The sequence below is a fragment of the Clostridium chromiireducens genome (genome assembly GCF_003575225.1).
GTDB lineage: Bacteria > Bacillota > Clostridia > Clostridiales > Clostridiaceae > Clostridium > Clostridium chromiireducens.
Genome location: NZ_QXDJ01000011.1, coordinates 17,895 through 40,233 on the forward strand (window position 1 = coordinate 17,895; position 22,339 = coordinate 40,233).

At 29.9% G+C, this 22,339-nt stretch carries 20 protein-coding genes and 6 tRNA genes; 10 read left to right on the plus strand and 16 right to left on the minus strand.

From position 1 onward, the window contains the following. Nucleotides 1–231: 231 nt before the first annotated feature. The gene (locus D2A34_RS25630) at nucleotides 232–1,119 is read right to left on the minus strand and encodes a DUF4474 domain-containing protein (RefSeq protein ID WP_119368268.1); all 888 of its coding nucleotides are present in this window, start codon (nucleotides 1,117–1,119) and stop codon (nucleotides 232–234) included. Nucleotides 1,120–1,410: 291 nt separating this feature from the next. Between D2A34_RS25630 and D2A34_RS25635 the strand changes: the two genes are divergently transcribed. The 3 genes from D2A34_RS25635 (at nucleotide 1,411) to cooS (ending at nucleotide 4,316) form a co-directional block, all read left to right on the plus strand. Then, the gene (locus tag D2A34_RS25635) at nucleotides 1,411–1,620 is read left to right on the plus strand and encodes a hypothetical protein (protein WP_119368269.1); all 210 of its coding nucleotides are present in this window, start codon (nucleotides 1,411–1,413) and stop codon (nucleotides 1,618–1,620) included. A 276-nt stretch (nucleotides 1,621–1,896) separates the two neighbouring features. Then, nucleotides 1,897–2,310 carry an RrF2 family transcriptional regulator gene (locus D2A34_RS25640; protein ID WP_079441265.1) on the plus strand — a complete coding sequence of 138 codons (414 nt, stop codon included), beginning with the start codon at nucleotides 1,897–1,899 and terminating at the stop codon, nucleotides 2,308–2,310. 131 nt (nucleotides 2,311–2,441) lie between these two features. Continuing rightward, complete coding sequence (gene cooS, locus D2A34_RS25645) at nucleotides 2,442–4,316, plus strand: anaerobic carbon-monoxide dehydrogenase catalytic subunit (RefSeq protein ID WP_119368270.1); 1,875 nt, start codon at nucleotides 2,442–2,444, stop codon at nucleotides 4,314–4,316. Between the two features lie 148 nt (nucleotides 4,317–4,464). Here the strand turns inward: cooS and clpP are convergent, their stop codons facing one another. The 9 genes from clpP to D2A34_RS25690 form a co-directional block, all read right to left on the minus strand. Beyond that, entirely contained in the window at nucleotides 4,465–5,049 is a 585-nt protein-coding gene (gene clpP, locus D2A34_RS25650) for an ATP-dependent Clp endopeptidase proteolytic subunit ClpP (RefSeq protein WP_079441267.1), read from the minus strand. Further along, nucleotides 5,046–5,471, minus strand: coding sequence for a helix-turn-helix transcriptional regulator (locus D2A34_RS25655; protein ID WP_079441268.1), 426 nt, complete (start codon nucleotides 5,469–5,471; stop codon nucleotides 5,046–5,048). The genes clpP and D2A34_RS25655 overlap by 4 nt, the downstream gene beginning before the upstream one ends. 179 nt (nucleotides 5,472–5,650) lie before the next feature. Then, on the minus strand, nucleotides 5,651–6,997 hold the full coding sequence (locus D2A34_RS25660; protein ID WP_207652334.1) for an FAD-binding oxidoreductase: 1,347 nt from the start codon (nucleotides 6,995–6,997) through the stop codon (nucleotides 5,651–5,653). Nucleotides 6,998–7,220: 223 nt separating this feature from the next. Next, a complete protein-coding gene (gene rlmH, locus D2A34_RS25665; protein WP_079441270.1) occupies nucleotides 7,221–7,700 on the minus strand; it encodes a 23S rRNA (pseudouridine(1915)-N(3))-methyltransferase RlmH in 480 nt (159 codons plus the stop codon). 207 nt (nucleotides 7,701–7,907) lie between these two features. Beyond that, the gene (locus D2A34_RS25670) at nucleotides 7,908–9,347 is read right to left on the minus strand and encodes an MFS transporter (protein ID WP_079441271.1); all 1,440 of its coding nucleotides are present in this window, start codon (nucleotides 9,345–9,347) and stop codon (nucleotides 7,908–7,910) included. A gap of 457 nt (nucleotides 9,348–9,804) precedes the next feature. Continuing rightward, nucleotides 9,805–11,979, minus strand: a complete 2,175-nt coding sequence (locus tag D2A34_RS25675; protein WP_119368271.1) for a methyl-accepting chemotaxis protein — start codon at nucleotides 11,977–11,979, stop codon at nucleotides 9,805–9,807. A 284-nt stretch (nucleotides 11,980–12,263) separates the two neighbouring features. Then, nucleotides 12,264–12,767: an SEC-C metal-binding domain-containing protein gene (locus tag D2A34_RS25680; RefSeq protein ID WP_079441273.1), complete on the minus strand. Its 504-nt coding sequence runs from the start codon at nucleotides 12,765–12,767 to the stop codon at nucleotides 12,264–12,266. A gap of 65 nt (nucleotides 12,768–12,832) precedes the next feature. Continuing rightward, complete coding sequence (locus tag D2A34_RS25685) at nucleotides 12,833–13,624, minus strand: MBL fold metallo-hydrolase (protein WP_079441274.1); 792 nt, start codon at nucleotides 13,622–13,624, stop codon at nucleotides 12,833–12,835. A gap of 29 nt (nucleotides 13,625–13,653) precedes the next feature. After that, complete coding sequence (locus tag D2A34_RS25690) at nucleotides 13,654–14,919, minus strand: UDP-N-acetylglucosamine 1-carboxyvinyltransferase (protein WP_079441275.1); 1,266 nt, start codon at nucleotides 14,917–14,919, stop codon at nucleotides 13,654–13,656. Nucleotides 14,920–15,304: 385 nt separating this feature from the next. On the opposite strand from D2A34_RS25690, the gene D2A34_RS25695 reads away from it, so the two are divergent. The 7 genes from D2A34_RS25695 (at nucleotide 15,305) to D2A34_RS25725 (ending at nucleotide 21,648) form a co-directional block, all read left to right on the plus strand. Beyond that, complete coding sequence (locus tag D2A34_RS25695) at nucleotides 15,305–15,844, plus strand: hypothetical protein (protein ID WP_119368272.1); 540 nt, start codon at nucleotides 15,305–15,307, stop codon at nucleotides 15,842–15,844. A gap of 263 nt (nucleotides 15,845–16,107) precedes the next feature. After that, complete coding sequence (locus tag D2A34_RS25700) at nucleotides 16,108–16,584, plus strand: dUTP diphosphatase (RefSeq protein ID WP_119368273.1); 477 nt, start codon at nucleotides 16,108–16,110, stop codon at nucleotides 16,582–16,584. Between the two features lie 114 nt (nucleotides 16,585–16,698). Continuing rightward, nucleotides 16,699–17,130 (plus strand): DMT family transporter, encoded by a 432-nt coding sequence (locus D2A34_RS25705; RefSeq protein WP_079441278.1) that lies wholly within the window; start codon nucleotides 16,699–16,701, stop codon nucleotides 17,128–17,130. A gap of 17 nt (nucleotides 17,131–17,147) precedes the next feature. Then, a complete protein-coding gene (locus tag D2A34_RS25710; protein ID WP_079441279.1) occupies nucleotides 17,148–17,963 on the plus strand; it encodes an MBL fold metallo-hydrolase in 816 nt (271 codons plus the stop codon). Between the two features lie 184 nt (nucleotides 17,964–18,147). Further along, entirely contained in the window at nucleotides 18,148–19,347 is a 1,200-nt protein-coding gene (locus tag D2A34_RS25715; RefSeq protein ID WP_119368274.1) for a S8 family serine peptidase, read from the plus strand. Between the two features lie 329 nt (nucleotides 19,348–19,676). Then, a complete protein-coding gene (locus D2A34_RS25720; protein ID WP_169896819.1) occupies nucleotides 19,677–20,675 on the plus strand; it encodes a DnaD domain protein in 999 nt (332 codons plus the stop codon). Further along, nucleotides 20,668–21,648: an ATP-binding protein gene (locus D2A34_RS25725; RefSeq protein ID WP_079440814.1), complete on the plus strand. Its 981-nt coding sequence runs from the start codon at nucleotides 20,668–20,670 to the stop codon at nucleotides 21,646–21,648. Before D2A34_RS25720 ends, D2A34_RS25725 begins: the two co-directional genes overlap by 8 nt. 157 nt (nucleotides 21,649–21,805) lie before the next feature. Here the strand turns inward: D2A34_RS25725 and D2A34_RS25730 are convergent. From D2A34_RS25730 to D2A34_RS25755, 6 genes are all read right to left on the minus strand, one after another. Then, nucleotides 21,806–21,882, minus strand: a tRNA-Asp gene (locus tag D2A34_RS25730). 6 nt (nucleotides 21,883–21,888) lie between these two features. Continuing rightward, nucleotides 21,889–21,964: transfer RNA gene (locus tag D2A34_RS25735), tRNA-Val, on the minus strand. Between the two features lie 15 nt (nucleotides 21,965–21,979). Further along, nucleotides 21,980–22,054, minus strand: a tRNA-Glu gene (locus tag D2A34_RS25740). A 27-nt stretch (nucleotides 22,055–22,081) separates the two neighbouring features. Further along, nucleotides 22,082–22,156: transfer RNA gene (locus D2A34_RS25745), tRNA-Thr, on the minus strand. Between the two features lie 10 nt (nucleotides 22,157–22,166). Then, nucleotides 22,167–22,243, minus strand: a tRNA-Asp gene (locus D2A34_RS25750). A 6-nt stretch (nucleotides 22,244–22,249) separates the two neighbouring features. Then, a tRNA-Val gene (locus D2A34_RS25755) sits at nucleotides 22,250–22,325 on the minus strand. Between the last annotated feature and the right edge of the window lie 14 nt (nucleotides 22,326–22,339).

Genomic DNA, 22,339 nt, shown 5'->3' on the forward strand with positions numbered 1-22,339 from the left:
TCATACCTCCATAAAATTAATATAGTAAGATTGTGTCTCAAGTTTTGATGATAATATAGCTTTTGCTAATATATAAACATTAACCATAATCATATATTAACATTAATGCTATTACAAGGAAATATATAAAATGAAAATCTCTTAATTTTTTCCAACTTATGTATTATTATGTGTTATACTAGAGATATTTTAAAGGCAGGAGTTTATCTCCTGCCGGTGCATCATAGCAACTTAAAGCATTTCGGTATTATTAATACTTCTTAAATGTGTTCTCAATGTTGCCTTATCAATAATTTCTGAATATATTTCAGGTGCTTGATCTTTAAGTGCATTTATTTTATCTGTAAAACTATTATATATATTAGTAATCTCATTATATTTCTCACATAATAATTTATTCTTAGCTTGAATTAATTTATCTGTTTCTTCTATTCTTGTAATTGGCTGCGGCGTATGTGGTTCATCAAATATCAAACCTACCGTATATCCATTTACACTGATTTTCTCTTCTGCATATCCAATCTTATTTAATGCTTCTACAAACGCGTTGCACATTTCTTCATCCTTTAAGGTAATATTTAAATTTACCACTAATTCTGAAGGTTCTGAGTATTCACCAAGTTTAAAACCTGCTAACCACCAGTGCTTTTCATCCCTTGAGAAAAGAATTTTACCATTCTTTTTTAAGGTAAAAGACATTGTTAATTTCTCTTCATCATTTGCACAATTAAAGAACATTAATTTATACATTTCAGGTATATTTAAAACTGGTTTATCTGCTGTATATATTCCTATTTCGCAGCCAGTATTTACATCATATTGACCTTTCCATAATTCAACTAACCATATTTTATTTTTATATTCAAAATATATTGGTTCACAATCTACAATCATCCCAAACGGTGCCATTGCTTCATCATATAACCGATTATATCCCATATTTCTTTGCCACGGATTCATAACACAATAAAATATATCTTGTTCAGGATCATAATCATATCCTGCTGCTTCCATTGCTTTTTCTATAGGACCTTTACCATTTAGTATATCAAAAACTCCTCCCTTAGCATCTTTTATTATTCGGATTCCAGTAAGCATGGCTATTAAAGCTCCAAACATAATACTCACCCCAAATAAATTCTTTATTTATATAGTATTCAAAATAATATAATTATGTTAAAGAGTTCGTACTAAGTTTTAATAATATTTGAGTATCTTTTGTACTTAATCATATTAATTCATTAAAAATAAATATCTTTACTCTTTCATTAACGTTTCATCTATTATGAAAGTTTTTAAGTATAATATATCTAAAGTATATAACCTTATTAAATAGCTCTATTGATATTTATTATCAAATAACTTATACTATTAAAAAAGAATAAATTGTTTTTATAAAGGGGAATATATATGGCTAAATATAAGATTTGTAAACACACACTTCATTTTGAAGAATTATCTAAGGCTTTAGATGATAATAATATCGAATTCAAGGTAAAAGATTGCCTAAAAAAGTGTTCAAAGTGCCGCTCTAAACTTTTAGTGAAAAGAGACGATGATTACATTTCAGCAAAAACCATTGAAAAATTGCTATCAAAATTAGATTTAGATGTTAATTAATATAATATATATAAAATTAAATAAATGAGCTCATCATTACTAATGAACCCATTTATTTTCATATCTATCTATTTTCCCACTCAATCCATTTCACATGTCTGTTTCGCTCTTTTATATAATTTTTGAATTGATGATGACTTTCTATTTTAGTACTTATTATAAAACCATATTCAAATAAATTAACCAACTTAATCCTTTGTATTAATATATTGACAATTTATATAAATTATATTATTATAAATTACACCAAACAGGTATACTTTAAGGAGTAAATATATGAATATCAATCAAGAATCTGATTATGCATTTAGAATAGTACTCATGCTATCTAAAGAAGGCCTAGATAATAAAATTGATGCAAAATCCTTATCCGAAAAAGGAAATATACCTCTAAGATTTTTATTAAAATTAACTAGAAAGTTAACTCAGTCGGGTATAGTTAAATCATATAGAGGCGTCAATGGAGGTTATTCTATATCTAGAGATCCTAAAAACATAACCATGAAGGATGTGGTCGAGGCTATACAAGGTCCAATTATTGTTACTAGATGTGTTTATGATACCAAAGCATGTAGCGCAAATAAATCTGGACATTGTTCTATACATAAGGCCTTATGTAATATTCAAAGTAAAATGATAGCTGAGCTAGAAAGTGTAAACTTTGCTGAGTTGAAGAATGATCCGTGGTAGTCTTATATAAAAATAATATAATGGGCGAAAGCCTTTTATATTTGCACAAAAGTATACCAAAACGGTATAGTATATGCATTTGAATTTGTACTTCAATTTAATATATTTTTTAATAAAAGGAGACGATTAATATGTCAATGTGTACATCAGCAGATTGTAAATTATGTGAATTTTTATCATCAAAACAAGAATTAGAGACCTCTTTTAACAGAGTTGAATCACAAAAAGCTAAATGCAAATTTGGGAAAGAGGGAGTTTGCTGTAAGCTTTGTTCAAATGGCCCATGTAAGATAACACCTAAATCACCTAAAGGAGTATGTGGTGCAGATGCTGATACCATCGTATCAAGGAACTTCCTAAGAGCAATAGCTGCAGGATCAGCATGCTATCTTCATGTCGTGGAAACTACAGCAAGAAATCTTAAAGATATTGGTGAAGGAAAAGGTAACCTTAAGATAAAAAGCCTAGAAATATTAGATAAACTTGCTGAAATCTTTGATGTTGTTGAAGAAGATATAAATACTAAGGCAATTAAAGTAGCCGATGAAGTTCTTAAAGATCTATATAAACCAAGATTTGAAAAGATGGAATTAGTAAAAAAATTAGCTTATGCTCCTAGATATAATAAGTGGAGGGAACTGAATATATTACCAGGTGGTGCTAAGTCTGAAGTTTTTGATGCACTTGTAAAAACATCAACAAATTTAAATAGTGATCCTGTAGATATGCTACTTAATGCACTTCAACTTGGAATTGCTACAGGAATATATGGTTTAGTATTAACTAATCTTTTAAATGATGTTATGCTTGGTGCTCCAAAAATCAGACAAGCTAAGGTTGGTTTTAGGGTAATAGATGAGGATTATATAAATATAATGATTACAGGACATCAGCATTCTGATATTGCACATCTTCAAGATAAATTAATTGATGAGAATGTTAAAAAGAAAGCAGTTGAATTAGGTGCTAAAGGCTTTAAATTAGTTGGATGCACATGCGTAGGTCAGGACTTACAGTTAAGAGGAGAACATTATACTGAAGTCTTCTCAGGTCATGCAGGAAATAATTATACAAGTGAGGCTGTACTCGCAACTGGTGCTATAGATCTAATTGTCTCAGAATTTAACTGTACAATACCAGGACTTGAACCTATAGCTGAAAAATTTAATGTAAAAACTATATGTATAGATGATGTTGCTAAGAAGAAAAATGCCGAGTACATAAATTTTAATATGCAAAATGCTGAAGAGATAAGTGAAAAAATTATTTTTGAAGCTTTAAAAAGTTATAAAAGTAGAAGAAGTACTGTCATAATCGATATTCCTAAAGATCATGGTTACGATGATGTAGTAACTGGTGTTAGTGAAGGATCATTAAAAGAATTTTTAGGTGGAAATTGGAATGGACTTATTGATTTAATTGCCAAAGGAAAAATTAAAGGTATCGCTGGAGTAGTAGGCTGCTCTAATCTAACAGCAAAAGGACATGATGTATTTACAGTAGAGCTTACTAAGGAATTAATAAAGAGAGATATTTTAGTTCTTTCAGCAGGTTGTTCTTCAGGAGGGCTTGAAAATGTTGGACTTATGTCACCTGGCGCCGCTGACCTTGCTGGAGATAATTTAAAAGATATATGTAAAACACTAGGTATACCTCCAGTATTAAATTTTGGTCCATGCCTTGCTATTGGAAGATTAGAAATGGTAGCAACTGAACTTGCAGAAAATCTAGGTGTAGATATTCCAGAACTTCCACTTGTATTATCGGCTCCACAATGGCTTGAAGAGCAAGCATTAGCTGATGCAGCTTTTGGATTATCATTAGGACTTCCATTACATGTTGCTATATCTCCATTCATAGACGGAAGCGAAGTTGTAACTAAGGTATTAAAAGAAGATTTAGTAAACATCACAGGAGGTAAACTAATAGTCGAAGAAGATGTACTTAAAGCTGCCGATGAGCTAGAAAAAATTATTGAAAATAGAAGATTAGCACTGAACATTTAATATCCCCAAATTTCAAATAATATATATGGTAATATTCTAGACAATATATATGGTTTAGAATATTACCCTTTAAAATATAATAAATCTTTAATTCATACTCAAAATGACCAACTACTAAAAAATAAAGGGTCACATCATCTTTGAAGCATTATTTATCCCTGCTCATTACCTTATCAATTAATCCATATTCCTTTGCTTCATCTGCCGACATAAAGTTATCTCTATCTGTATCTGCCTCAATTTGTTCAATCGATTTTCCTGTATTTTCTGCAAGAATTTTGTTTAAATTTCTTTTATTTTTTAAAATATGCTCTGCCGCAATTTTAATATCAGTAGCCTGACCTCTTGCACCCCCGGATGGCTGATGGATCATGATTTCGGCATTTGAAAGAGCAAATCTCTTACCCTTTGCACCTCCTGCAAGTAAAAATGCCCCCATACTTGCTGCCATACCAACACAAATAGTTGAGACATCACATTTAATGTAATTCATTGTATCGTATATAGCGAGACCTGCCGTTACAGAACCTCCTGGACTATTAATATATAAGTGAATATCCTTATCTGGATCTTCTGATTCTAAGAATATAAGCTGCGCCACTATAAGATTTGCAATAGGCTCACTTACTTCCTCTCCTAGAAAAATAATTCTATCCTTTAATAGCTTGGAATAAATATCATAACTTCGTTCTCCTCTACTTGTTTGTTCAATAACATATGGAATTAAACTCACGCTGCTTTCACCTCGCATCTCATATTTAAGTTAGTATAAGAAATACATTCAACTTTCTGTTGTTGAAATTTCAATTGTTTAGGCCAAAAACTGTTTCTTTTTCTATACATCTGTGGTGATTCTTGATACAATCTTTTAAACGCTAGTGTAAAAGACTGCTGAGTTTCATAACCTGAAATAGATGCTATATCTATAATTGATTTATCCGAAAAAACAAGTTGTCTAGCTGCTTCAGTTAATCTTCTTCTTTGAATATACTGATGCATTGTGCATCCAACAATTTGCGAGAACATTCGATGCAAATGAAACTTCGAATAATTCGCAATATCAGCTATTTTTTCTAAATCTAAATCATCTTCATCTGTAAGGTGTTCCTCTATAAATTCGATAACTTTTGAGATTACATCTACATTAGCCTTCATATAAACAACTCCTCTCATATACATTATAACCAATATCTCATATATTCTTTTAATATAAATTGCTATTTTTTTATTCAAATAAGAAAAGTTCGCCACAAAGAAGATAATCTCTGTAACTAATACCAAGATTATCTTCTAATCGTTTATTTTCCGGTGAGGGCTCACCTAAAATTAAATTCTTATTTTATTGATTGTGGATAATTAAATATATTAAGTGGATCATACTTTTCATTTATATATTTCAACCTACATACATTTCCACCATAATATTCTTTTTCATAATCTATTAATGGACTGTACGGAAAATTAACATATGATCCTTCTGTTATCATCTTTATATAATTTAATCTACTAGCTACCCATTCCTTGTTTTCTTCTGCATAAATTGAATTTTCCCATACTGATTGTATACCTATAATATAATTGGAGTCTCTATAATAAAAGGCTGTTTCATGCTTTCCTTTATCCTTTACAGCTCCACCTAATCCATAAAAAGTAACTGCAGCATAAACTGAGCCTATAGGCTTTTCTTGAAGAGAAGATGCTAATTTTAATAACTCGTGCTTTGAATATATTCTATCTGCAAATCTACCAGCAGATTTAAATTTTTCACTAGCTTTATATATAGCTCCAATCTTTTTTACAGCATTTAAAAAGGTTGTATATTCAAAGTCAGCCTCAGCTCTTGGTAACATCAATAAAGGTTTTAATATTTCCTTTAATTCCGCTATATCTCCATAAAATAATCCTATAATGAATGCTGCTACACCCTCATCTGCAGAATTATAAAAACTAGCTCTCATATTCACTCTTCTATCTAGGGTTTGATATAAATTTTGAAATATATCCATAATACTTGCTTGTTCTAATGGTGTGGTATTTGGATAATATATTGTAAACTCTGTTACCTTATTTAATTTTGGTGGTAACCTAAAAGTTAATGAGATTACTATTCCAAAGTTTCCTCCTCCGCCACCCCTTAATGCCCAAAATAAATCACTATTGCAATCTCTATTTGCAATGATTATCTTACCTCTATAATCTACAAGTTCAAACTCTAATACATTATCAATTCCTAAACCAAATAACCTGCAAGATAGTCCCCATCCTCCGCCTAAAGTGTATCCTGCTACTCCAACAGTTGGGCAGGTTCCACCCGGAAAAGGATATCCTCTTGTGCCTACATATTCGTAAAGTTCATTATTTTCTACCCCTGATTCTATTTTCACTGTATTGGTTAATTCATTTATAATTATTTTCTTCATTCTACTAACATCAATTACTATAACATTATTTCCAATTGAATATCCCTCATAATTGTGTCCACCAGATCTTATTCTAAATTCAATATTTTTTTTAACGCAAAACCTTAAAGCACTTATAACGTCTTCTCTACTAGTACAATATAATATAGCTATTGGATATTTTTGTATTGCTCTGTTCCACACTTGTCTATCTTCATCATATTCTATATCCTTAGGTGTTACAATCTCACCATTAAAACATAAATCCTTAGCTAATTCCATCATTATCATCCTTTGTGATAGAATATTTTGATTTACAATAAATCTATCTACTGCTATTAATATATGATAAACATAACAATTACTTTCACATATTATATCAAAATATGCGCTCTAATTAACTTAGTATATTTTCAACCCCCAATAGTTATCGTCTAGTAGTGTTATTATTTCTTCTGCTTCTTGTAGCATTTCCTCTGAGCATTTTTGTACAGTTTTATCATCTTTATTTGTGATACGGTTCACCCTTCATTATTCTAAACCCTCTATAAACCTGCTCTAGAAGCATTACTCTAAAGAGTTGATGAGGGAATGTCATTTTTGAAAAACATAATTTATAGTTAGCCCTAGCTAAAACACTTTTTGATATACCTAGGCTACCGCCTATAATAAAGGCAATATTAGAATTACCTGTTATACCTAAGTTTTCTATGTAACCTGCAAAATCTTCTGAAGTCAAATGCTTTCCTCCTAGATCCATAGCTATAACAAACATATTATCTTTAATTTTACTTAATATCCCTTGACCCTCTTTTTCTTTAATTGATTCCTCTTCCTTTTCTGATGCATTATCAGGCGTCTTTTCATCTACTAGCTCTATTATATCTAACTTACAATAACGCCCTAATCTTTTAGAATATTCATCTATTGCATCTTTTAAATATTTTTCTTTAATCTTACCTACGGTAATTATAGTAATGTTCATTAGCTTCTCCTTAAGTTGTTTAATATTATATATATTATAACTAAAAATGATAAACTTAGCTAAAATTTTTCATTTGCTATAAATATAATGGAAAGTTAATTTTATCTTATTTCTTTTGTCTTACTATACCTCTATAATATATTATTATAAAAAAATATCATCAAAAGTTTAAATGCCTTCTGCATTCTTCTTTTGATGATATTTTATTTATACTACTTCAACCTTTTTCTTGTATCTAGTTTCATATAATCTATATGCCGTTAAAATAGCTCCTACCGCGCATATTATGCCTGCGGCTGAATATACATATTGCATTCCATATATAAAGACGTCATCTCTTCCTTCTATATATCCTGTAACATGATATCCTACCATTGTGCTCATACGATAATATAAAAGAGTTGTTGATAATGATATTCCTGAAACCATTCCTAAGTTTCTTACCAGAGCATTTATGCTTCCTGCAATTCCTAAATTCTTCTTATCTACTGTAGACATTACCAGTGAATTATTAGGTGATTGAAACATTCCATTTCCCATTGTCATTACAGCAATAAATATAATTAATGCTCCTAAATGAGAGTATTGTGTTAGTGTTGACATCAAAAATAAGCCTAAGCTAGTTCCTATAAGACCTAAAAATGTAAGAACTTCTGACCCTACCCTATCAGACATATGCCCGCTCATTGGTGCAATAACGGCCAATATTATTGGCGAAACCATCATTAATATACCTGTAACTGATGGACTTAATTTCATTACATACTGCAGATAGAACGGTATTATTATGTTTGAACAACTTATTGCTATAAAAGATATAAATGCACAAAAAATACTAAGAGAAAATAATTGATTACTAAATATCTCCAACTTCAATAGCGGTGATATAATTTTTCTTTCAACCATTATAAATAAAATAAATAATATAACTGAAATAGCTATAGCTGCTATGACACCAGTATTATTATATCCTATTTCTTTACCAAATGTTAGAGCTCCAAATAATAATACCATAGTTAGTCCAAACAACACTGCGCCCTTTATATCTAACGTTTCCTTAGAATTATTACTACTCTTCTGAAGTGTTCTCATGGCTAATGTAAGAGCTAAAATTCCTATTGGTACATTTATTAGAAATATATATTGCCAACTCAGAACAGATACAATTATTCCACCTATTGGAGGCCCCACCATTGATCCTAATGCTACAAATGTACCATTAATCCCTAAAGCTCTTCCTCTTTCATTACTCGGAAATACGTGTGTTATAATTCCATGACTTGTTGACATTGTTCCTGCAGCGCCTATTGCCTGTAATCCTCTCGATAAAACTAACATTATTAGTGAATTAGATAGACCACACGCTAGAGAACCAATTGTAAAAATTATAATTCCTAGTTTAAATACATTAGCCTTTCCTTTAATATCAGCTAATCTCCCAAATATAAGGATAGTACCTACAATAACTATTAAATAGCTCGTAACTACCCATTCTATGGATGCCATACTTACTGATAGCCTTTGCGCCATAACCGGTAATGCAACATTTACTATACTACCATCAAGCGTTGCCATGAATGTTAAAAGTACAGTTGTGAGTAATATAAGCCATCTTTTATCATTTACTTTGTTATCTTTATTCTCCATAATCTTTATCCTTTCTACGTAGCATATATAATAATTAATCTATTTAAACTGTAAGTTAAACCTAAAATAATAATTTCTATACTACAATAAAATTTGTTACTCTGATTCCAATTAGATATAGTTGCGATAGCAACTATATTTGATTATAATATATTTTTATTATTTGCACAAATGCTAAGTTAATTCATTGTGCCAGAAATATAGTCCACAGATATGTTCTTTTATTCGAATTTTATCCACATTCTCTCCTGATTCTATAGATAAACTCCTTTATTTTTATATTCATTGTGAATAACTCTCAGTAATAAAATTTAATGACAGGCTACTTTATATTTACGTATCCTACTTAAAAATAGGAAACATAAATGAAGGCAGCCTGTCATTAAATAATTTCGAGATAAGTTTTTAAATTTATATTTAATTTATTTTCTATGTATGAATAAGATTTTTATTTATATTATTTTAACTTAAATGATCCAACCATTTCATTTAGATTATCTGATGAATATTCTAATACTTCTGTAGCTTGCTTTAATTGCCTTATGTCTGATAATATCTTTTTAACCATTGTTAATGATTCTTCGCTCTTAGTTGAACTACTTTCTGTAGACTGCTCTACTTTATCCGCCATATTACTTACATTATTCATAACATCACCAACGCTTTCAGTTTGTGTTGAAGTAATATGAGCGATGGATTGCATAGCATCTGCAATTATATTTACATCTTGATTAATTTGATCAAATGATTGAATAGAATTTTTTACACTTCCTGTTGAAACATTTACTTTGCTATTTATTTCTCCTGCATATTCAAAGGTAGCTTGCGTTTGTTCTTGAACTTGTTTAATAACATTACTTATTGATTTAGTTGCGCCTTCTGTTTCTAAAGCTAATTTTGATATTTCTTCTGCAACTACTGAAAATCCTCTTCCACTTTCTCCGGCCCTTGCTGCTTCAATTGATGCATTAAGAGCTAAAAGTTGAGTTTGTTTACTTATATTACTTATCACGTTAACAACTTCACTTATTTCCTTCGAATACCCTTGCAATGTACTAATTGATTCAACTGTTTTATTAATTGTAATTTCTAAATCTTCCATATTACTTAAGACTTCTTTAGATACATTTTGTGCTGTTGATGCACTCTCATTAGTACCTTCAACAATTCCCGAAACTTCTAAAATTAGACTATCCATTTCTTGAATTGAGGCTGTAATCTCTGAGAATTTATTCTTTGTATCTTGAAATACCAAATTTTGTTCCTTTGAGTTTTCTAAAAGGCTTACAACTGTATTTTCAATGACTGCCATTCCTTTTTTAACTTCATTAGTTATACTTGAAACTATATTTACTGACTTCTTGGTCGTCTTTGCCGATCTTTTTACTCTATGAAGCATGCTCATTTGATTATTTATAAATTTATTGAACCATCTTGATAGTTCTCCAATTTCATCTGATGACATTTTCTTAACTCTTTTTGTTAAATTCCCTTCTCCTTCAGCAATGTCTTGTAATATATTTATCGTCCTGCTTAAAGGTGATGAAACCATTCTCTTAGATATTATTAGTGTAAATAACGTCAATATAAACCACATTCCTAAAGATGTAAATATGCTCATGTCAGGTGCAAGTTTTGTTGTTACGGTATTAATTGCTATTAAAATTGCTGACATTAAAGATATAGCCATTGGCATCTTTAAATTGATACTTTGAAAATTGTATATTTCATCTATATCTCCTTCACACATCATCCCCCAAACTTCATCGCAATTAGGAGGTGTTATCAACGTTCCTTTACCACCAACCATAATATGTCTATAATCAGGGTATCCAGGCCAACAATCTAAGTTTTCTCCATTCCTAATAGTATTCTCTACCCCTGGATGCAATTTATTGGTTGCCGGATCAGTAAATATAATCTCAAATTCGGTATGCTCTTTGATCTGAACTACTCCCCATTTTTTTGTTTTAACTCCATCTTTAAGATTATCGCCTAAAGTAAAAGTATTATCTTCAAATCTACTTCTAGAGATTGCAGTTCCAGGCTTAATGCCTCTGTTTGACTTTACCATAAACAAGTAGTTGTCGCCAGAATCCTTGTATATATGAGTATCCTCATCTTGTATTATATTACTCATATCATCATTTAAAGTTCTACAGCATAATATTCTAACTTGTCCTGTATGGTTTTTGCATCTGCTCGAAAACATTAGTGTTACATCGTCAACAAATTGCTTGTTACTTACATCCGTATCTAAAGTTCTTTTATCTTTATATGGCCCATACATGAGAGGTCTACCTTCTAATCCCGCTTTTAAATTAGGTAAATCACCCATATCTAGTCCTACATGCTCTTTGCATGACGAAACCGATACTATTCCTCTTTCATCTAAAACAAAGATTTCACAAAAATCTTCATGTTTCTTTACATTTTCCACTAAATAGTTATAAACTATATCATCATCATCTTCTAAAGCCATAAGCGAATTTTTTATATTTTCTAGTTGAGCCCACTTATCGTTAAACCAATTGTCTAAAGCCTTTTTTCTTCCATTAGATATTCCTTCAAAAACTTTTTCTGAATGCCCTTTTAAATTTCTATTCAGTAGGTACTTGAGCTTTAAGTTCATACTTGATTCCCCCCAAAAATATTATTGCTTACCTTTTTAATTAAATTTATATAAAAAATAAAAGCACTAAATAAAGATTCTTAAAAAAATCCTCATTTTTGCTTCCATAGCATATCTATTCATTTTTATACACATATATCTTATATATGTTAATTATATCAACTATATTTTAATTTGTGAATTGTTATTTTTCATAAACCTATTAAAAAGAAAAAAACCCATCTAAAATGGGTTTTTTAGTCAATTAATATATTAAAAACACTTATATTATATGTAACGATCTACTATTTGTCTTTCCCGCAGCATTTCTTATATTTCTTTCCACTTCCGCATGGACAAGCGTCATTTCTTCCTACTTTATCTAAATTTCTTATGATTTTAGATTCTTTATATTGCTTTTGCATTTCATTTCTCTTTTCTACTGAGAATATACCATCCCATTGAGGTAATGTATATAAATACTCTGCCTTAGCATCTAACATATTGAAGTATAAAGTTTCTAAATTTAAATCTAAAACTAGTTCTGTATCTGCATTAATAGATTCTAAATCATATGGATTCTTTAAGCTATCGTTAATTCCATCCATAAATCCCATAGCAAATTCTACTGTAGAATCATAGTTTTTGGCTAATTCATTAATTGTAGTGTTTTTAGCTTCTTTATGATTCGCTAATAAATCCTTATATATTGATTTTTCTAATTTACTATATTCTGCCCAAAAAGCATTTTCCCCTTTAGTTTTTACATAGTCAACAACCATGTCAGTCCATTCTGTATATAAACTCATTTTTTAAGTCCTCCCTTAAATCTTCATTTTATATATAATAATTTTTAATTATAACCTTATAAGAATTAAATTTCTATATAACTACTAGGATTGTGCCTATTTGCCATAGTTAACATTATGTCTTCATTAGGATTAATTCCATTCTCACTTAACACATTAAATACAGTCTGATATGCTAAATCAGGTTGATTATTTGTATTACTTAAATGCCCTAAAATAATCTTCTTATTTGCCGAGCACTTATATAATTCAACAATAGCACTTCCGCAATCCTCATTAGATAAGTGTCCTATTTCACTAAGAATTCTCCTTTTTAAAGGATATGGATATGGTCCAAATTTAAGCATATTAATATCATGGTTACTTTCAAGAAGTATTACTTCTGAATCCTTTATATTATCATAGATTTCCCTAGTGAAGGTACCAAAATCCGTTGCTACACTTATTCTCTTTTTTACAGCACTAACTGTATATCCCATTGGGGCCACTGCATCATGAGGAGTATTAAAGGCCTTAATACTCATATCATTTATTTCTGTAATAGATCTTTTATCTATCACTCTTATATTGCACTCTTTTATTTTTCCAAGCGAGTTTTCCATGGCAGACCAAGTATCTGCATTTGCATATATAGGAATATCATATTTTCTAGATAATACTCCCACTCCTTTAATATGATCGCTATGTTCATGAGTTATAAAAATCCCATTTAAATCTCTTGGATTTTGATTAATCTCTTGTAGTGCCATATCAATTTTTTTACCAGGGAGTCCTGCATCTATTAATATCTTCGCTTTATCAGAAGCAACAAACATGCTATTGCCACTACTGCCACTATATAAAGAACAAAATATCACTCTAATCTCCTCCCCCTATAGAACATTTCTTACTCATCAACTTCTATTCTTTTAATATTCGCACCCAAAGCTCTAAATTTATTTTCTATATGAGGATAACCTCTATCTATATGCTCTATGCTAGTTATCTCAGTAGTTCCCTCTGCAACTAATCCTGCTATAACCATTGCTGCACCAGCCCTTAAATCTGTTGCCTTTACTACAGCACCTGTAAGCCTTTGTGAACCATCAATAATTGCAACCCTGCCTTCGACTTTGATGTTTGCCCCCATCTTTTTCAATTCATCTATATGTTTATGTCTATTCTCCCAAATAGATTCAGTTATTAAACTTCTTCCTGGAACAACACTCAATAAAGTTGACATTGGTTGTTGAATATCTGTCGGAAACCCTGGATATGGCGTTGTTTTTATATTCACTCCTTTAAGTGGAGAATTTACAGTAACTCTAACACAATCATCGCCTTCTTCAATTACAGCTCCCATTTCAGTAAGCTTAGCTGTAATTGATTCTAAATGCTTTGGTATAACGTTTCTTATATAAACGTCTCCGCCTGTAGCAGCCGCTGCTATCATAAATGTACCAGCTTCAATTTGATCTGGTATTACACTATACGAGCAACCTTTTAAACTCTCTACGCCTTTAATTCTTATTATATCAGTTCCAGCACCTCTTATATCAGCACCCATTGAATTTAAAAAGTTAGCTACATCAACAACATGAGGTTCTTTAGCTACGTTCTCAAGAACTGTAACTCCCTCTGCTAATGTTGCTGCTATCATTACATTTATTGTTGCTCCTACCGAAACTACATCAAAAAATATGTTAGCACCTACTAATCTATCAGCTTTAACATTCACTGCTCCATGCTCAATAAACACATCGGCACCTAAAGCCTCAAATCCTTTTATATGTTGATCTATAGGTCTTACACCAATTGAACACCCACCTGGAAGAACCACTCTCGCTTTTTTAAATCGTGATAATAAAGCTCCAATAAAGTAATATGAAGCTCTCATCCTTCTCACATCATCTATGCATGCATCAAAGTTATTAACACTAGTACTATCTATCTCTAAAGTATTGCTATCTATCTTAACTATATTACATCCCAAGCTCTTAAGTATTCTCTCTAAGCAGTGTACATCTTCAATATCTGGTATGTTATCAATTATGCATTTTCCATTGCTTGCCATTATTGCTGCTGGTAATATTGCTACTGCTGCATTCTTAGCTCCGTTTATATCAACGCTGCCTTTTAGCAAGTTTCCTCCGTTTATAACTAATCTTTCCATTGAATTCACCCTATCTATTAAAATCTATATTATCTATATTTTATATCTAATTACATTATTAACCTATTTTATTATTAAAATCTATCTTAATCATTATATCATAAACTAAATTTATTTAAATATATTTTTTTAGTCTATACCTACTTTTTTAGGCATATATGCTATTTATCATAATTTTTTTAATGGTCCAAATGGAATTAGTTTCTTAATACCTTTATAATAAATACATAAATAGTCAATAATGTTAAAATATATAACGCATAGTGTGATTAATATCTACATTCAGTATTTAATTATTCTTCTATTCTATTCTTTTCTACTGCTTAATATGTTATAATTTATTAAAACTTTAAGTAATACAATAATCGAGATTGTGAGGGTTATTATGAAGTACTACATAGTTGCATTATTTGATGAGGAGACATATCAAGTAATATCTCCTATACAAAGAAATATGTCTAAAAAATTTAGGGCAAATAGAAATTCGCCTGTACCTTTTGTTTTATTGACATCTATAGAAAATCCAAATTTAGATAGATTATATCCTGTTATGGATAAAGTTATAGCTCCATATAAAACTTTCAGAATTGATGCTAGTGATTTGGTATACCTTTTTGAGCCTACTAAAAGTATAAATCTAAAAATAGATGATAAAGGGTATATAAAAAGACTTTCTCGAAGCCTTTCTGATGTTTTAGATCTTAATGGCTTTACCGTAAAATCCTTTGGAGATAACTTTATTTCTCTAGCTAATCTAGGTTACGTTCCTAAGGACTATAAGAAACAAGATGTAAAACTAAATTTTCCTGAAATATATGATAACAATAACCTTGTAAAATTAAGAATTAAAAGTATTGAGATATGGAAATTACCTATTGTAAAGAAAAATACTCCAATAAAATCTTATATTTTGAAAGATTTCTAACACACCAAGCTAAAGGTAATTATTAAATCCTTACATCCATCAATTATAAAACTGTCTTATGTATAAATTATTTAGGCAGTTTTTTTGTTTTGTAAAATTTACGAAATATTTTTAATATAATAATTTTAATTTTTGAAAAATGCATTAATTATGAATTTTCTGTAAAAATAAAAAATATTTTTTTGTATTCGTTTTCTGAACTTTCATTTATTTTAAAGATTTTGTAAAATAATATTATTACAAGAAATATAGGGGGATTCATAATGAATATTCAGCCATTATTTAAAGTACAGAAAAAATATAATGATCGTTTATCTATAAATGAAGAGTTGGAACCACATAAATTGCAAGTGCGTAAAAATTTAGAATTTGCAATATCTCTTGGTGATTTAGCTAATGAAACTACTTGTTTTAATTATTTAGATAAAAAAACCAAACCCGTCAATCTAACTGTGATATTCAATAAATATATAACATGTATTTCTCAGGCCCTAACACTTGGTATTGACCACAAGTATACAGATTTAATCGCAGTTTCCATGAATCCTAATGATTATTGTCTAAGTGATCAATTTCTAAATTTATATATTGATATAAACGACTTGATTATCTCTCCTTCTATGGATCACTACTTAACCCTATTTGAAGATTTACTAAGTTTAGGATTAACTTTAGGGTTTTCTGAATCTCAAATACAAAATCAATTTAATAAAAGTTTAGATAATTTAGTAATAGTTTAGCAATAATTGCTAATATTCGTAAATGTTGTCTATAAAATACTTATTACATAGCAACATTTTTATTTTATATAATATTTAACGATCTTACGGGAATAATATTTCCGAGGTGATATTATGTTTGGAATAATATGTGCAATAATTTCAGGAATTGCTATGAGTGTTCAGGGAGTATTTAATACTCGTCTTGGAGAAAAGATAGGGGTATGGGAAACTACATTATTAGTTCAAATAATTGCTTTCATCGTTAGTCTTATAGCCTTTTTCTTTTTTGGTGATGGAAGTTATTCAAATTTAAAGACTGTTAATAAATTTTATTTATTAGGTGGTATACTAGGTGTTGTAATTACTTTTACAGTTATAAAAAGTGTCAGTTCAATGGGACCTGCTTTAGGAATTGGTATTATCTTAATATCACAATTACTTTCAGCAGCACTTATTGATATTTTAGGATTATTTGAAACTGTAAAGATTAAGTTCTCATTAAATCACTTATTAGGTATTGCTATTATGATTATTGGTGTTGTAATATTTAAATGGAATCATTAAGAAAGGGAGGATAACACTTGAATCTTTTTTCTAATATTAATTTCTTATTCCATTTAACAATTAACAATATAAAAGAATATTTCAGAAAAAGTGAGGAAATAAAATCTGATCAAATAACGGCTAATTCTATAAACTGGTTTGGTCATGCTACTGCAGTTATAAATTTATATGATAAAATTATAATTACTGATCCTGTATTTTCTAGTACGTTAGGTTATTTTAAGAGATTAGTAAAAAAGCCAGCTTATATAAATGATTTAAAGATAGATTATATACTCCTATCACATGGTCATATGGACCATTTAAATTTTTCTTCTCTTAGAAAATTAAATAAAGATGCAGCCATAATTGTTCCAAAAGGATATGTCCGCCTTGCTAAACTATTAGGTTTCAAAAATGTAGTTTTATTGCACCCTGGAGACATTTATCAGGATGAGTTCGTAAAAATTACAGCCTATGAAGCTAATCATGATGGAAGACGCTTTTATTTTGGTCAGGATAACGAAAGCATTTCCTATTTAATTGAAAGGGAAGATAAACGTATCTTTTTTGCTGGAGATACTGCTTTTACAAATAATTTTAAAGATATTAACTGTAATGTAGCATTAATGCCTGTAGGCTGCTATAAACCTGATAGATTTTCTTATATGCATTGTACGCCAGAACAAAGTTATGAGATGTTTAAAATGATGGACTGTCCTGTAATGATTCCTATTCATTATAAAACGTTTAAGATTTCTTTAGAAAATTTTGAGGAAACTGAAGAATCCTTACTAAACCTAAATGACAGTTCTATTAAAATTATTGATATAGGTGAAACTTATAGTTTATAGTGACTGTTTTATTTTAAATTCATAATATTAATGAATTGTTTATATCATTAAGGAATATATTCTTAAAAACCTTTCAATGAATTCATGGCTTTTTTAATTTTTTATATTCAATTATTTATATTTTTATTAACAATAATCTTCTTTTTCATATAATATATTGAAGAGTAATATTTTGGAGAAATATATGTTTTCATATAAAAAGAAGCTAGACTATAATTTAAAATACTATTTATCTAAAAATGCATATAAAACTTATAGAGTACTTATTCAATATAAGGATTTTCAATCCTCAATTGTGAAAAAAATTGGTTCATATAAAGGAACTGTTCATCATATTATAGAATCTGCTAATATTATTAGTGCAGAACTTAATGCTCGAGGTATAGATAGAATTTCAGAATATCCTGAAATAAAAAAAATATATCTAGATGAATATTTATTCTTGTGTGGCATGAGCGTCACTACCGCTAATAAAGTACATTTTTCTGAAAAATTTAGTTTATCTGGAGCCGGAATTGGCATAGGACTTGTTGATAGTGGTATCTATCCACATCAAGACTTAACTTATCCTAGCAATAAAATCGAGTTATTTAAGGATCTTGTGAATGATTTTCAGCATCCCTATGATGACAACGGGCATGGTACATCAATAGCAGGAATCCTTTGCAGCAGTGGTCTATCATCAAATAATATGTATAAAGGTATATGTAATAAAAGTAAGTTATTTTGCTACAAAGCATTTGATAAGCTTGGTAAAGGATTTGCTTCCGATGTTTTGTATTCTATAGAAAGTTTAGCCAATATATCTAAAGAAAATAATATAAAGGTGCTTTGCTTACCATTTGAGCTGCTAAGCCATAATACATTTATTATTTCTTGTTTTGATTTAGTATTTAATTACGCTGTATCTAAGGGGATAATTCCCATCGTTCCTAGTGGAAGTAATTTAAATGGTAAATCACCGATTATGGGTATCGCTACACTCTCTAACTGCATTACTGTAGGTGGGCTAAATACCTCTAATTCTATTATAAAACCATATTTATATTCTTCTGAAGGACCTTATGGTAAATTAGCAAAACCTGACTTGTGTGCCGCTTGTGTTAATGTAGTTTCACTAAATTCTGATAACAACTATATTTCTGAAAAAAACGGTATTAAGCTTTATCCTAGTAAACTTGAGGTGCCTTACAAAACATTTACTGGTTCCTCTATTTCTACTGCATATATTAGCGGACTATGTGCTCTAATATGCGAAAAAAATCCAACAATAACCTTTAAAGATATGATTTCGCTATTAAAGGTCGCTTGTGATCCAATTGATAATATTTCCAAAACAACTCAAGGTGAAGGAATAGTAAACATTCATAGAATTATTACTTAGTGCCTATTTATAAATAAGTACTAAGTAATAATTAAATTACAAACAAGATAATTATACACAAGAAATAGATAGGGTTCATAAATCTGTTTTAGTTATGAGTGCATTTTCATAACTAAAACAGATTTATGATCTTTATTTTGTTGAAATATTATATAATATTGTTTATATTCTAATTAATATTATTTATTGATTTTAAATAATATGTTGATTAATATTTCACTTTATCATAACTATAATATGCTATAATTATTTATATACAGCAGTTTGCCGTATTATTCTATTTAGTATTATGGATCATAAAATACTTAGAAAGGTAGGTGGTAAATAGAATGAGCACATTTATGTTGAAAAATAAATCTCAAGGATTTACTCCTGTTAGTAATGTATTTATAGAAAAATACATGCCACAAGCTAGAGGCGAATTTGTAAAAATTTATTTATTAATGCTAAAGCATAATATTTCTGGAGAGTTAGGTGTTAGCTCATCAATACTAGCTTCCTCACTTAATTTATTAGAATCTGATATTATGAACGCACTCAATTATTGGAATGATCAGGGAGCTATAAAGCTTACTCAAATAGATAAAATGGGTAACTTTAATGTTGAATTTATAGATTTAGTTGACGAACCAGTTAAACCTAATAATCAAGTAGACTTATTAGAAGCTCTTGATAGCTCTAGCACCAAAGATATGCTAAAAGATATAGAAACGCTTTTAGCTAGACCACTATCACCAAACGAAATGTCAATTTACTTAAATTGGCAAAGAGAATTCGGTTTCTCTTCTGAATTAATTTTGATTTTAATGGAATACTGTATATCAAAAGGTAAAAGTGATTCGCGATATATAGAAAAGGTGGCATTGGCTTGGCACGATCAAAAGATAACTAATATTGAACAAGCACAAAATTTAATTAAGAAGACCGAAGATAAGTGGCTTAACATAAGAAAAATATTAACCTATTTAGGTATTAACAATACTGATATAATGAAACCTCAACAGGACTTGATAGAAAAATGGCTTCTTATTTATAAGTTTCCAAATGAAATTATTTTAAAAGCTTGCGATGTATGTTTTGAAAGATTAAATAGAGCAGATTTTAAGTATATTGATGGTATACTATCTAATTGGAATAAAAATAATATTAGAACTCTAGAAGATATAGCTATTAAAGATATTAAGAATAATAAAAATGTTAAATACCAAAAAAGCTATAATAATAGTAATACCGAAAAATCTCCTCTTAAGTTCAATAATTTTGAGGCAAGAGAGTATGATTATGATTCCTTAGAAAAAAAACTTTTAGGATGGGATAATGATGATTAAAGGCTATCAAACTGAAATTTTAAAAATATATGATAAACTTAGAGAAGACGAAGCTAAATCACTAAAATCTAGAAGAGCAGAGATATCTGAAAAATATCCTGAAATTATTGAATTAGATAATCAGATTCAAAGAATGTCTTTGCAGATGGCAGTATCGATTCTTAAATCTAGAGACGGGGAAAAAACAATAGACAATTTTAAAGAACGTATTACAGATTTAAGAGTAAAAAAATGTGAAATGCTGGTTGAAAGAGGATATGATCCTGAATATTTAAACTTGCATCATCATTGTAACAAATGTAAAGATACAGGATTTATTGGTAATATTAAGTGCAGTTGCTATAAACATAAGTTAATTAAGCTATACTATAAAAATTCCGAACTTGAAAGTGCCATTGCATCAAATAACTTTGATAATTTTGACTTAAGTTTATTTTCAAGTCATAAACTTGGGGATGAGAAGTTTTCCCCTCGAAAAAATATGGAGAATAATTTAGAATATATATTAAAAGATTATCTTCCAAACTTCTCTGCAATCTCAACAAATCTACTATTTTATGGAAATCCAGGCAGTGGAAAGACTTATTTATCTTATTGCATTGCTAAAGCTGTATTAGATATGGGATATTTAGTTATATACAAAACTTCAGATGAATTAATTAAGAATTTAAGAGACATAAGATTTAATAATGACTCCTCTCTAGAGTCGTTAATACTTGATTGTGATTTATTGATTATTGATGATTTAGGTGCGGAACATCTTAATGAATTTTCTGTTACTGAATTATTTAATGTTATAAATAAAAGAATTCTTAGTAAAAGAAAAATGCTTATCTCAACCAATTTAACTCTACCAGGAATTACAAAGCAATACAGTGAAAGAATCGCTTCAAGATTAATTGGTGAATTTAAGCTTTGCAAATTTTATTCAGAGGATATAAGAATAAAGAAGAATCTTGAGAAAAACAGATAAATGAATTAAGCTAGAGCACAATATATAATGTACTCTAGCTTTTAACACCTTTAAAAGAAACAATTATTTTTCTTTGTGAAAATTACTTGTATAGCAAGATGATATTTAAATACAATAAAAAAACAAGTTCTAGTTTATACTAGAACTTGTTCTTTAATGGCGACTCAGAAGGGGCTCGAACCCTCGACCTCCGGCGTGACAGGCCGGCACTCTAACCAACTGAGCTACTGAGCCATCTTATGGTGGGCACAACAGGGCTCGAACCTGTGACCCCCTGCTTGTAAGGCAGGTGCTCTCCCAGCTGAGCTATGCGCCCATAAGATAGATAAAATGGTGACTCCTAGGGGAATCGAACCCCTGTTACCACCGTGAAAGGGTGGTGTCTTAACCGCTTGACCAAGGAGCCATATTAAGTTTTATGTTTTATTTAAAATGGAGCTGGCAATAGGAATCGAACCTACAACCTGCTGATTACAAGTCAGCTGCTCTACCGTTGAGCCATGCCAGCATATTTTAAATGGCGACTCAGAAGGGGCTCGAACCCTCGACCTCCGGCGTGACAGGCCGGCACTCTAACCAACTGAGCTACTGAGCCATCTTATGGTGGGCACAACAGGGCTCGAACCTGTGACCCCCTGCTTGTAAGGCAGGTGCTCTCCCAGCTGAGCTATGCGCCCATAAGATAGATAAA

What these genes read in the sequence shown, in the direction of transcription:
- D2A34_RS25720 (WP_169896819.1), top strand. Translation starts at nt 19,677, where the DNA reads ATGAGCACATTTATGTTGAAAAATAAATCTCAAGGATTTACTCCTGTT.
- rlmH (WP_079441270.1), bottom strand. Translation starts at nt 7,700, where the DNA reads ATGAACATTACTATAATTACCGTAGGTAAGATTAAAGAAAAATATTTA.
- D2A34_RS25725 (WP_079440814.1), top strand. Translation starts at nt 20,668, where the DNA reads ATGATTAAAGGCTATCAAACTGAAATTTTAAAAATATATGATAAACTT.
- D2A34_RS25670 (WP_079441271.1), bottom strand. Translation starts at nt 9,347, where the DNA reads ATGGAGAATAAAGATAACAAAGTAAATGATAAAAGATGGCTTATATTA.
- D2A34_RS25700 (WP_119368273.1), top strand. Translation starts at nt 16,108, where the DNA reads ATGAATATTCAGCCATTATTTAAAGTACAGAAAAAATATAATGATCGT.
- D2A34_RS25715 (WP_119368274.1), top strand. Translation starts at nt 18,148, where the DNA reads ATGTTTTCATATAAAAAGAAGCTAGACTATAATTTAAAATACTATTTA.
- D2A34_RS25640 (WP_079441265.1), top strand. Translation starts at nt 1,897, where the DNA reads ATGAATATCAATCAAGAATCTGATTATGCATTTAGAATAGTACTCATG.
- D2A34_RS25635 (WP_119368269.1), top strand. Translation starts at nt 1,411, where the DNA reads ATGGCTAAATATAAGATTTGTAAACACACACTTCATTTTGAAGAATTA.
- D2A34_RS25630 (WP_119368268.1), bottom strand. Translation starts at nt 1,119, where the DNA reads ATGTTTGGAGCTTTAATAGCCATGCTTACTGGAATCCGAATAATAAAA.
- D2A34_RS25655 (WP_079441268.1), bottom strand. Translation starts at nt 5,471, where the DNA reads ATGAAGGCTAATGTAGATGTAATCTCAAAAGTTATCGAATTTATAGAG.
- D2A34_RS25705 (WP_079441278.1), top strand. Translation starts at nt 16,699, where the DNA reads ATGTTTGGAATAATATGTGCAATAATTTCAGGAATTGCTATGAGTGTT.
- cooS (WP_119368270.1), top strand. Translation starts at nt 2,442, where the DNA reads ATGTCAATGTGTACATCAGCAGATTGTAAATTATGTGAATTTTTATCA.
- D2A34_RS25675 (WP_119368271.1), bottom strand. Translation starts at nt 11,979, where the DNA reads ATGAACTTAAAGCTCAAGTACCTACTGAATAGAAATTTAAAAGGGCAT.
- D2A34_RS25695 (WP_119368272.1), top strand. Translation starts at nt 15,305, where the DNA reads ATGAAGTACTACATAGTTGCATTATTTGATGAGGAGACATATCAAGTA.
- D2A34_RS25660 (WP_207652334.1), bottom strand. Translation starts at nt 6,997, where the DNA reads ATGGAATTAGCTAAGGATTTATGTTTTAATGGTGAGATTGTAACACCT.
- D2A34_RS25690 (WP_079441275.1), bottom strand. Translation starts at nt 14,919, where the DNA reads ATGGAAAGATTAGTTATAAACGGAGGAAACTTGCTAAAAGGCAGCGTT.
- D2A34_RS25680 (WP_079441273.1), bottom strand. Translation starts at nt 12,767, where the DNA reads ATGAGTTTATATACAGAATGGACTGACATGGTTGTTGACTATGTAAAA.